The 11865-nt window shown below is 57.4% G+C and carries 9 protein-coding genes; 5 read left to right on the top strand and 4 right to left on the bottom strand.

The features are described 5' to 3' along the window. Positions 1-12 precede the first annotated feature (12 nt). From GBM95_RS01520 to GBM95_RS01505, 4 genes are all read left to right on the top strand, one after another. Positions 13-555: a hypothetical protein gene (locus GBM95_RS01520; RefSeq protein WP_152157482.1), complete on the top strand. Its 543-nt coding sequence runs from the start codon at positions 13-15 to the stop codon at positions 553-555. Next, positions 536-1192 (top strand): response regulator, encoded by a 657-nt coding sequence (locus GBM95_RS01515; RefSeq protein ID WP_152157481.1) that lies wholly within the window; start codon positions 536-538, stop codon positions 1190-1192. Before GBM95_RS01520 ends, GBM95_RS01515 begins: the two co-directional genes overlap by 20 nt. 23 nt (positions 1193-1215) lie before the next feature. Beyond that, positions 1216-2580, top strand: a complete 1365-nt coding sequence (locus GBM95_RS01510) for an ATP-binding protein (protein WP_152157480.1) — start codon at positions 1216-1218, stop codon at positions 2578-2580. A 162-nt stretch (positions 2581-2742) separates the two neighbouring features. Further along, entirely contained in the window at positions 2743-4176 is a 1434-nt protein-coding gene (locus GBM95_RS01505) for a DegQ family serine endoprotease (protein ID WP_152157479.1), read from the top strand. Between the two features lie 89 nt (positions 4177-4265). On the opposite strand, the gene GBM95_RS01500 is transcribed toward GBM95_RS01505, so the two are convergent. The 4 genes from GBM95_RS01500 to GBM95_RS01485 form a co-directional block, all read right to left on the bottom strand. After that, positions 4266-4922, bottom strand: coding sequence for a TetR/AcrR family transcriptional regulator (locus GBM95_RS01500; protein ID WP_152157478.1), 657 nt, complete (start codon positions 4920-4922; stop codon positions 4266-4268). Next, positions 4919-6352 (bottom strand): efflux transporter outer membrane subunit, encoded by a 1434-nt coding sequence (locus GBM95_RS01495; RefSeq protein ID WP_152157477.1) that lies wholly within the window; start codon positions 6350-6352, stop codon positions 4919-4921. Before GBM95_RS01495 ends, GBM95_RS01500 begins: the two co-directional genes overlap by 4 nt. A 110-nt stretch (positions 6353-6462) precedes the next feature. Continuing rightward, on the bottom strand, positions 6463-9633 hold the full coding sequence (locus GBM95_RS01490; RefSeq protein WP_152157476.1) for an efflux RND transporter permease subunit: 3171 nt from the start codon (positions 9631-9633) through the stop codon (positions 6463-6465). 17 nt (positions 9634-9650) lie between these two features. Further along, positions 9651-10847, bottom strand: a complete 1197-nt coding sequence (locus GBM95_RS01485; protein ID WP_152157475.1) for an efflux RND transporter periplasmic adaptor subunit — start codon at positions 10845-10847, stop codon at positions 9651-9653. A 245-nt stretch (positions 10848-11092) separates the two neighbouring features. Here GBM95_RS01485 and GBM95_RS01480 point away from each other — a divergent pair, with 245 nt between their 5' ends. After that, on the top strand, positions 11093-11740 hold the full coding sequence (locus GBM95_RS01480; RefSeq protein WP_152157474.1) for a MarC family NAAT transporter: 648 nt from the start codon (positions 11093-11095) through the stop codon (positions 11738-11740). Positions 11741-11865: the final 125 nt, after the last annotated feature.

The raw sequence follows: 11865 nt of genomic DNA, 5'->3' as shown, positions 1-11865 counted from the left end.
AGTCTCAATATTATGGTAGCTGCACTCTCAGATTGGTCTCCGGCGGCGGTTTTTGCCGCTGCACTTTTGTCTCCCGGATGGGGCGCTCTGCTCGCCGGCGGTTTTTCCTGGGTGTTTGCATCGAGCCCCGAACTCCTCGGAATATGCGCCGCTGCCGGCGGCTTTCTGCGCGACGCCGGCATCTATGCAATTCTTCGCCGTCAAAATGCAGAAACCGAAAAAATGCCTGCCGGAGGCTTTTCGCTGTTTTCATGCATCGCGTTACAATCGATTCACCTTTTTCGATTGGATCTAGCGCGCCGAGCCGCTGCCGACTGCGTTCCAAGTCTTCGCTTTTTCGGAGCACTTGCCGCAGGCTCCTGCCTTGGAGCCCTTGTAGGCGCCTTCATCGCCTACTTCGGCCTTGCCGCATATTTCGGCGGCTGGGGCCGCGAATCCGCCTATCCCATACTTACCGGCCTCATTGTGCTTGCGCTTCTCGTTGCTGAAACGTGGCGCATAGTGCTTGAGCGCCTGATTCTGAGATACCGTTTACATGAGAATTCTCCTCGTTGAAGATGACGACATGATCGGCGAAAGCGTCGTTGCCGGCCTTGAATGCGAAGGCCATGCCGTTGACTGGGTCCGGGACGGCAACTCCGCGCTTTTAGCTCTTAATACGACAGAGTTTTCACTCGTCATACTTGACCTCGGCCTTCCCGGCAAGGATGGCCTGCAGGTTCTCAAGGAAATGCGCGCCAAGCGCAACGCGACGCCTGTTCTCGTCACAACCGCCCGGGACACGGTTGACGACCGCATCCGCGGCCTTGATATGGGCGCCGACGACTACCTTATCAAACCCTACGATCTTGATGAGCTTTCAGCGCGCATCCGCGCGCTGCTGAGGCGTTCCGCAGGCCGTGCAGACCCGATCCTGGAGCGCGGCGAACTCCGGATTTCGCCTCACACGCGCGAGGTGACCTATCGCGGGGAACCCGTCATTCTCTCGTCGAAGGAATATGCGCTTCTCTTTGCGCTTGCTGAACGACAGGGCGTTGTCTGGAGCCGTTCCCAGCTCGAGGAAAAGCTCTACAACTGGGACAACACGGTAGGATCGAACGCCATTGAAGTGCACATCCACCACCTGCGCAAGAAGCTTTCCGACAGCGCCATCAAAACTGTCCGCGGCGTAGGCTATCTGCTTGAAACCTAATTGCCTGACACAAAGGGCCAAGCATGACCTCCATTCGCAGGAAGCTCCTTTTTACGCTGCTTCTGGCGCTTCTGGCTGCCGGATTCACGACAGCCACCGCCACTTTTTTCTCCGCGCAGGCGGAGTTCAATGAATTCCTGGACTCCCATCTGCGCGAAACCGCGGAGTCGCTCGGCGACTCCGTGCGGCACAGCATGCCTACCAAGGAGCCCGAGCACCTGACCATCATCGGTGATGCGCCGAGCTACCGCGTCATCGTGCAGGTCTACGATTCTGCGCACAACAGTCTCTGGCAACGGGAGGGGGCTCCCGCCATGCCGCTCCCCGAGGGGCCCGGCTTCGGCCTGGTCAAGGTTGAGGGGAAAACCTGGCGGACTTATTCCGTCGCCGTCGGCCCGCTGGTCATTACCGCAGGGCAGGATCTGGAGGTGCGCACATCACTCGCCGCCACAGCTGCCTTCCGCATCCTTCAGCCGCTTTGCCTGCTTCTGCCCTTCATCGCCATCGCAGTTTGGATTGTTGTCGGAAGCGGCCTTGCACCACTCGAAAAAACCGCACGATCCGTAGCGCGCCGTTCGCCGACATCCCTTGAACCGCTCTCTACCAAGGGGCTCCCGGCAGAACTCGCAAGTCTTGTAAACGCCATCAACGATCTCCTGCGGCGCCTCGCAGACAGCCTCTCAGCTCAGCAGCGATTTGCGTCCGATGCTGCGCATGAACTGCGCACGCCTCTTACGGCGCTGAAGCTCCAGGTTCAGCTGGCTCAAAGGGCAAAAACGCCTGAAGCGCAGCAGAAATGCTTCTCCCGCCTCAACGAAGGGATTAACCGGGCAACACGCCTGGTGCAGCAGCTTCTTACCATTGCCCGCCTGGATCCGGATGCGTCCAAAAAGCCGATGACGACCATTAATCTCGCTGAACTGGTCAAAAGCGTGCGGGACGACATGGCTCCAATTGCGGCCCAGAAGAATATTGAAATTACGGAAGATGCCCGCCCAGCCATGCTTGACGGCATGGAGGATGCCATTCGTCTGATGGTCACCAACCTAACGGACAACGCAATCCGCTACACGCCTGAAGGCGGACGCATTGAAATCACGTCCTCCACCGAACACGGTCTCTCCGTGCTACGCGTCTGCGACAACGGTCCGGGCATTGCACCTAAAGAACGCAGCCGCGTTTTCGACCGCTTCTACCGCGCGCTCGGCACCAAAACATCCGGTACGGGCCTGGGCCTCGCCATCGTGAAGCGCATTGTCGACATTCATCACGGCACTGTTGAGATTGAGGACGGTCTTGATGGACGAGGAACCATCTTCAAGCTTTCCTTCCCTCCGCTCGGCGCCTCATCTCACCACACTGCCGCAGTACCGTCCAGCCGCATCTGAAGGCGATCCTCTTCATCTCTTCTGTTACAAATTTAACCGGACCAAAACACGCTTTACTCTAGCGTTTCTGAAGGATTTCACTCCCTCAGGTAGAGTTTTTGCTATTAGAAACATAGAGAACCGGTCGATGCACCCGGCATCAGGCTAAGAGGAGCCTTTTTCATGAAGTCGTTCACTAAGACCACGCTTGTTGCTGCTCTCAGCGCAGCGCTGATCCTTGCCGCCCCGCTTTCTGCCAGCGCGGCAGACTCCGAGCAGCAGACTGCCCAGTCCGTTACTCAGCTTCCCAATTTCGTCAAGCTGGTTGAAGACAACGGCCCCGGCGTCGTCAACATTTCCGTCATTAAGAATGCCCGTACGGTTTCTGTGCCTTTCGGCATTCCCGGAATGGATGAACGTCATGCGGACATCTTCCGCCGCTTCGGCTTCCCCATGCCTTTCGGCGGCGGTGAAGAGGAAATTCCCGAGCAGCGCGGCACCGGGTCGGGCTTCATCATTTCCGATGACGGCCTCATCATGACGAATGCGCATGTTGTTGAAGGGGCGGACCGCATTGTCGTTCGTCTCACCGACAAGCGCGAATTCACCGGCAAAGTGCTCGGCACCGACAAGCAGACCGACATCGCCATCGTCAAGATTGACGCCAAGAATCTGCCTGTTCTCAAGATCGGCGATTCCCAGAAGCTTAAGGTCGGCGAATGGGTGGCAGCCATCGGCAGCCCCTTTGGACTCGACAATACGGTGACCGCCGGCATCGTCTCTGCGCTTTCGCGGAATCTGCCTACAGATCAGTACGTTCCCTTTATTCAGACCGACGTTGCCGTTAACCCGGGCAATTCGGGCGGCCCGCTCTTCAATATGGCGGGCGAGGTGGTCGGCATCAATTCGCAGATCTTCTCGACTTCCGGCGGCTTCATGGGTCTCTCCTTTGCCATTCCGATCGATCTTGCCATGCAGATCAAGGATCAGCTCGTGAAGGACGGCCGTGTCACCCGCGGCTACGTTGGCGTCTACATCCAGCAGATAACCCAGGAACTGGCCGATTCCTTTGCGCTCAAGGCGCCTGAAGGCGCTCTGGTGACGAAGGTCGAAAAGGGCAGCCCTGCAGAGAAGGCCGGACTCAAGGCTGGCGACGTCATTACGGAATTCAACGGCAGGAAGATTACGTCTTCCGTGTCTCTTCCGATGCTCGTTTCTTCTGTTCGCCCGGGCACCAAGGCTGAGCTTACGGTGATCCGCGACAAGAAGGAGCAAAAGCTCTCCATCACCATCGGCACCAATCCCAATTCGGATCAGTCTGCCGGCGGCGCAGCCAAAGAAAACGGACACCGTCTCGGCATTGAAGGCCGCATCCTCACGGATGAGGAAAGCCGTGAGGCCGACACGACGGGGCTTCTCATCACCAAGGTGGGCAAGTTCGCCTCTTCAGTCGGCCTCGCTCCTGGCGACATCATCGTGAGCGCCAACGGCAAGCTGGTAAAGAGCGCTGAAGATCTTCAGAAGGCCTGCCGCGAGGACAAGGTGCTTCTCCTCGTACAGCGCGATGGAGGCCGCATCTTCATCCCGGTCCGCTTCGATAAGGACCAGAAGAAGTAATCTCCTGTCGGACCAGCATTGAAAAATCCCCCGTTCTTGCCGAAGACCGGGGGATTTTTTTACGTTAGTCGTCCGTTTAACGACCTGGGTCAGCGCTCAAATACGTCTTCAAACGTCTTGCCCTGAGCCTTAGCCTGATCCCAGCGCCAGAGAACGCGCAGACGCTCAATGGCGCGGTCCCGCATAAGCTTGCGGTTCATTGTGGGGTTGAAAAGAAGCGAGCCTCTCAGCCCCTCAAGGTAGGAGCGTACCGAGACGATCCGGACCTCCATTTCCTCGTCCGTTACGTCAATATGGCAGTTCGGATCATGGCGAATGACATCAATCACGTGTTCGCAAACACGGCGATTGGCCGCAACGCAGATATCGAGCACCCGGGGGTTCACCAGTGCTTCACTCGCAATGAAGATCGAGAGTCTCATCGACTCTGGATCCATGTAGGCATCCACAAGCACAGAAATCTGCCTCAGCACGCGCTCTTCATGCGTTTCGTCGGGAATCTCCTCCGTCGATCGGGTGACGGTCGAAAGGAAGCGAGACGTCTGGCGTTCAACAAGCACTTCCACAATTTCTTCTTTATTCTTGAAGTAATTGTAGATATTTCCCAGGCTATTCCCGCTCTCGCGGGCAATATCTCGAAGCTTCAGCTGATGGAGTCCCGCCGCGAAGACGCAGCGCTCGGCAGCATCAACGATTTCCTCGCAATGCTGCTGGACCGCATCAGATGATTCTTTTGCCGCTCTCACTCGGACACCTTGCCGTCAACCGCTTTCGGCTGAGCGATCCGAGTGCCGCCGCCGAGGACCTTGTAAAGCGTCACCATGCTGGAGGCCCGGGCGAGTTCCGCCGCAATCAGCTGCTGATCAGCCGACACCTTGGCGCGCTGCGCATCCAGCACTTCCGTGTAGGCAGCCGCTCCGTGCTTGTAGCGGGAGTTGGAGAGCTCATAGGCGCGCCCGGCAGCTTCTGCGTAGTCGCGGCGGGCCGCAAGCTCGCGCTCAACCGTGCCTTCCGTAGCGAGTGCATCAGCGACTTCGCGGAAAGCCGTTTGAATCGACTTTTCATAGGTTGCCGCGGCAATCTGCTGCGACGCTTCCGCAGCACGCAGATTAGCGAGGTTGGCGCCGCCCGTGAAGATCGGAAGAGAAATGCTCGGAGCGAAATTCCAGATGCCCGTGCCCTTGGCAAAAAGGTCGCTCAAATGCATCGCGCCGCCGGTGGAACCCGTAGCAGCAGTGAGCGAAATGCTCGGGAAGAAGGCAGCCCGGGCCACGCCGATATTGGCATTGGCAGAAATCATGCCGCGCTCGGCGCTCATGATATCGGGGCGGTTGAGCAGCACTTCGCTCGGCACGCCTTCAGGCATGGAAGCAGGCAAAGTGCTGTCGAGAACCAATGTTTCCGGCAGGAGCGCCTCGTCGACCTTGGCGCCAACGAGAAGCTCCAGAGCATTGCGGGCCTGCGCAACCGCTCGGACGTACGAAGCAATCTGCGCGCGGGCGGCAGCCACAGTGGTGCGCGCCTGCTCATAGTCAAGCTGACTTGCCGCACCGTACTTATAGCTCTCTTCGACGAGACGGAAGCTTTCTTCCTGACTCTTAAGCGTCTCCTCCTGGAGCGTCAGCTGAGCGCGATCGGCCGAAAGCGTAAGCCACGCCATGGCGACCTCAGCGATGAGCGAACCCTGAGCGGTACGCTGCGCATCCTCGCTCTGCAGGTAGCTCTGCAGCGCCTGTTCGGTGAGATTGCGCACGCGCCCGAAGAAATCAAGCTCATAGCTCGCCATTGCAAGCTGTGCAGTGTACGAGTGGGTCGTAGACATGCCCCCGCGCACATCAGACGCCGTGTTGGATGCACGCGCCGCAACCGTCGGGAAAAGTTCAGCCCGCTGCACGCCGTAAAGCGCGCGAGCCTTTTCAACATTGAGCGCGCTTATTCTCAGATCGCGGTTATTCGCGAGTGCGAGCTCAATCACCTTGTGCAGGCGTTCGTCGCGAATGAAGTCCTGCCACTCAGGGAGCGACTCGCGCTTCATTTCACTCGTTTTGTAAGACTCGCCCATCGGCCATTGGTCAGCGACAGGAGCAGCCGGACGTTCATAGTCGGGAGCCAGATTGACGCAACCCGAGAGAATCATGGCAGCCGCCAGCGGAAGAATCGGCAGAATTTTTTTCATATTTTGCTGCTGTCCTGAAGGACAGATTCCATCATTGAAAATGAGTTCGGTCTTCTGAGGCGTCTTCTCCCTCGATAATCTTGGAGAAAACGCCTCTAACGAAGGCCTTGTCAGACTGCGGCGGTTTCAGCTGCTGCCTTTGCAGCAGGCTTCCCGGGCTTGCCGGAAATCCTGTGCGAAATGCGGCTGATGAAGACAAAGAAGGCCGGAACGAATGCCACGCAAAGCACCGTACCCGTAATCATGCCCCCAAGCACGCCCACGCCAATGGCGTTCTGAGCGCCTGAACCGGCGCCGTGCGCAACCGTAAGCGGCAGCACGCCAAGACCGAAAGCGAGCGACGTCATCAGAATCGGACGCAGACGGAGCTCAACTGCATGCAGAGCCGAATGCACAACATCCTCGCCTTGCTCGAGCAGATCCTTCGCGAACTCGACGATCAAAATGGCGTTTTTACTCACCAGTCCCATCGTCGTCAGCATGCCCACCTTGAAGTAGACGTCATTGTTCATGTCGAGGATCCACGTGAGACCCAGAGCGCCCACGATGCCGCAGGGAATGACGAGGAGGACCGCGATCGGCACGGACCAGCTTTCATACAACGCAGCAAGGCAGAGGAACACCACGAGAAGCGAAATGGCATAAAGCGCCGCTTCCTGCGAACCCGCCTGACGTTCCTGATACGAAACGCCGTTCCACGAAATCGTGTATCCCTCCGGGAAGGTCTTCTGCGCGATTTCCTCAACGGCCTTCATCGCATCGCCAGAGGAAACGCCCTTGGCGGGGCTGCCCTGAATGTTGATGGAAGAAAGTCCATTGAAGCGCTCGAGGTTCGGGCTGCCGTAATCCCAGGACATCGTCATGAATGCCGAGAACGGAACCATTTCGCCCTTATCGTTGCGCACATGCCAGCGCTTCAGATCATCAGGGTGCATGCGGGCAGCCTGATTGCCCTGAACCCAGACCTGCTTCACGCGGCCGCGATCCAGGAAGTCGTTGACGTAGGAACCGGCAAGAGCCGTAGAAATGGTGGAGTTCACGGCCGAAATATCAAGACCGAGTGCGGAAAGCTTCTCGTAGTCGAGATTCAGCTTCATCTGCGCCGTGTCATCCATGCCGTTGTGGCGAACCATCGTCAGCCGGGGATCCTGATGCGCCGCGGCAAGGAACTTGTTCCTCACTTCCATCAGCTTCTGGTGTCCCTGGCCCTTCTGATCCTGAATGAAGAAGTCGAAGCCATCCGCAACGCCGAGTTCCGGCACAGCCGGGAGCGGGAAGACGAACGTGCTTGCATTCTTGAATTCAGGCGACATCATGAAGGCGCCCATGGCGCGGCCCTGAATGGCCTCCACGCTCTGGGAGGCATTCGGGCGTTCAGCCCAGTCCTTGAGCTTCAGGAAGCCCAACGCCATGTTCTGGCCGGAACCCGCAAAGGAGAAGCCGCGCACGGCAAAGAAGCTGTCGAGCGTCTCCTGTTCCGTCTTCTGCAGGAACCCTTCCACGCGGCGAAGTTCACGGTCCGTACGCTCCATCGTAGCCCCCTGCGGAAGCTGCATCGTGAGGAGCGCCACGCCCTGGTCTTCAGCCGGCATGAACCCGGTCGGAAGCTTGATGAAGCCGATCACCATAGCGGCGACCACAGCGACGTAGCTGACGACAAGCAGCAGCGGATGATGAATGAAGCCCGCCACGGAGTCGCGAACAGCAATCGTCAGAGCCTCAAAGCCGCGATTGAACCAGCCGAAGAAGCCTCCCTTGCCCATGTGATGCTCATGATCCACCGGCTTGAGAATCTTCGCGCAGAGCGAAGGCGTCAGCGTCAGCGCGATGACAACCGAAAGCGCCATTGCAGAAACAATGGTGATCGAGAACTGGCGGTAAATCACGCCGGTCGAACCGCCGAAGAAGGCCATCGGCACAAACACGGCCGAAAGCACCATGGCAATGCCCACCAGAGCACCGGTAATCTGTCCCATGGACTTCACCGTCGCGTCATAGGGGCTCGAACCGTCCTCGCGCATCACGCGTTCAACGTTCTCCACCACCACAATGGCATCGTCCACCAGAAGACCAATCGCAAGCACCATGGCGAACATGGTGAGCATGTTGATGGAGAAGCCCGTAATGGAGAGCATGCCGAAAGTGCCCAGAAGCACCACCGGCACCGCAATCGTCGGAATGATCGTGGCGCGCCAGTTCTGCAGAAAGAGGAACATCACGAAAACGACGAGGATGATGGCCTCGACGAGCGTCTTCACAACTTCATGAAGCGCAGCGCGCACGAAAGGCGTGGTATCGAACGGAACCACAGCCTCGACGCCCGCCGGCAGCAGGTGCTTGAGCTCTTCAACGCGCTCCATCACCGCAGCCTGAGTCTCAAGCGCATTTGAACCGGAAGCAAGCTTCACGGCAATGCCCGAACTGGGGTAGCCCTGATACGTGCCGAAGGCCGTGTAGGACTGCTGACCGAGCGACACTTCCGCGACGTCACGCAAATACACGTTGGCGCCCTCGTCAGTCACCTTCAGCAGAATATTGCGGAACTGCTCCGGCGTCTGCAGCAGGCTCGACGAAGAAATCGTCGCCGTGAATTCCTGCTTGCCGTCAGTAGGCTGCCCCGCCAGACTGCCCGTGGAAACCTGAGCATTCTGCGCAGAGATCGCAGCCGTGATGTCCGAAGGATTGAGCTTGTACTTGACGAGCTTGTCCGGATCAAGCCAGACGCGCATTGCATAAGACGAGCCGAAAACCTGCACTTCGCCCACGCCGCTCACGCGCGACAGCGGCTCCTTGATGCTTGACTCAAGGAAGTCGCCAAGGTCGCCCGACGTCATGGACGGATCCTTGCTCATGAAGCCAACAACCATCAGGAAGTTGGCCGACGTCTTTTGAATTTCGACGCCGAGCTGCTGAACCACCTGCGGCAGAGATGTAAGAGCAGTCTGAATCTTATTCTGCACCTGCACCTGCGCCATATCCGGGTTAGTGCCCGCCTCAAAGGTCACGGTGATGCTCACGCGGCCCGCTGAGTCGGAGGTCGAATTCATGTAGAGATAGCCGTCAAGACCCGTAAGGTTCTGCTCAATGATCTGAGTAACGGTGTTCTCAATCGTCTCGGCCGAAGCACCCGGATAGGTTGCAGTGATGCTTACCTGCGGAGGCGCAATCTGCGGATACTGACTCACCGGCAGCGTCTCGATGGAGAGCAGACCCGCGAGCATGATCACGATTGCAATCACCCAAGAGAAGACCGGGCGATCAATAAAAAAACGCGAAAACATGAATCAGCGTCTCCAGCTTAGAAAAGCGGCTTGCCTTCCGGCGCCATCTTGGGATCGAACTCCTTCGGAGCAACCGTTGCGCCCGGAGCAGTACGCTGGAAGCCCTCGAACATCACGCGTTCGCCTTCCTTCAGACCCGAAGTAACGAGCCAGTATGTACCCATCGTTTGACCAACCGTAATCGAGCGCTGCTCGACTTTGTTGTCTGTGCCGACAACATAGACATAAGCATTGCCCTTCAGATCACGCATGACCGACTGCATGTGCACGAGAATGCCCTGAGGACGAATGCCTTCCGAAAGGTTCGCACGCACGAACATGCCCGGCAGCAGCTGACGCTGCGGATTGGGGAACACCGCGCGGAGCTTCACGGTGCCCGTGCCTTCATCAACAATCGCGTCGGTAAAGGTGAGCTTTCCGGTTTCCGAATAGGTTGATCCGTCGGAAAGAATGAGCGACATGGGAGCCGCACCATCGGCGTCCGTCTTCAGTTCGCCCGCGGCAATTTCCCGCTGAATGCGAAGGAGATCCTCGGCCGTCTGCGTCACATCGACATAGATGGGATCAAGCTGCTGCACGGTTGTCAGCGCCTGGCTTTGATAAGCCGTGAGAAGGGCGCCTTCCGTATATTCAGAACGCGAAACGCGGCCGGAAATCGGAGAACGAACCTTGGTGTAGTCGAGATTGATCTTTGCCGTAAGAACCGCAGCTTCGCCCGACTTCACTGCCGCCTGGGCCGACTTGAGCTGAGCCTGCGCAGCATCGTCAGACTGCTTGGAAACAGCATTGATCTTCACGAGCTCGCGGGAGCGTTTGGCATCAGCCTGCGCCTGTACGAGGGTCGCGCGCGCCTGAGCGAGCGTTGCTTCGGCAGTCTTCAGCTGCGCGTCATAAATGGCAGGATCAATCTGGTAGAGCTGTTCGCCCTCTTTAACTTCCTGACCTTCCTTAAAGAGACGTTTCTGGAGAATGCCGTTTACCTGCGGACGCACCTCGGAAACGTTATACGCACTGGTGCGGCCCGTCAGAACCGTATCAATGCGCACTGCCTGAGGCTTCACTGTGACCACCACCACTTCAGAAGGCGGCCGAGACTGCCCCTGAGCGGCCTGAGCCTGACTGATCAGGCCTTCATGATGGAAATTTGTCAGCAGGAGAGCCGCTCCAAGGGCTGCGCCAACGGCGACATGTATCGCTTTTCGTGTAAACAACATTCTCAATCCAACCTGATTGACATTTCAATATAAAAATTCGGGATCACTCTGAACATTTGTTCAGGAGTGAACGAGGGTTCAGTTTATAGCACAAGACTGAGGCAAAAATTGGCATCTGCAGAACCTTTACTCAGACTGACGGATGAGCTTGCAGGTAGAATTGCTTAATTTGAAAGCTCTGCTTACATTTTTTGTGCCTTGCATTGAGGCGGCGCCGTAATTCCCCTGAATAGCGGCCCGGAATCATGTTCGAAGCCATACATTTCCAATATTTTTTGGGCGGTCTGATCTCGCTCATTACGATTACCAACCCGCCCTCCAAAATCCCGCTCTTCATCAGCCTCACCCAGGGGATGAGTGAAGAGAGAAAGCGCCAGCAGGCCAAATGGGCATTCATCTATGCCGCAGCCATCATGCTTGTCTCTCTGGTCGGCGGCAATGTTCTTCTTGCCTTCTTCGGCATTTCATACGGCGCCATGCGTATCGCGGGCGGACTTGTCGTCGCTGCCATCGGCTACCAGATGCTTTTCGGCGGCAACACCCCGAACAAAGCGCCGATTGTGCGCCGCGATAGGGAAGACTATGCATTCTTCCCGATTGCCATGCCGGGCATTGCCGGTCCGGGTACGATCGCCGTCGTCATCGGCTTTTCAACGGAAATCGCTGAACTTTCCGACTACATCGACATGACGATTGCATTTGCCTGGACTGCGCTCGCGATCATCTGCGCGACTGCTACGTCATGGTTCGTCATGCGCTATTCGGACGTCATCTCCAACCGACTCGGACCTTCGGGCACGCTGGTGCTCGGCAAGCTCATGGGATTCCTTCTCATCTGCATCGGCGTGCAGTTCGTCGGATCAGGCATCCGCACGTTTATTGCCGGAAGCTGATTTCGCTTTCAGCTGACGCAAAGAAAAACCTGACTTTGGGAGTTTCAAGGCCCTAAAAATCGTGGGTTGCCCTGCACCCCACTTTTTTTGACCTGAATTCTCTATTTCGTTATATAGGCTGGTTA

Origin of the sequence: Sutterella seckii, from assembly GCF_009183815.1 — a bacterium.
Taxonomy (GTDB): Bacteria; Pseudomonadota; Gammaproteobacteria; order Burkholderiales; family Burkholderiaceae_F; genus Sutterella; species Sutterella seckii.
The sequence above is the reverse complement of the archived record's forward strand: the minus strand, read 5'-3'. Positions and strand labels throughout refer to the sequence as shown.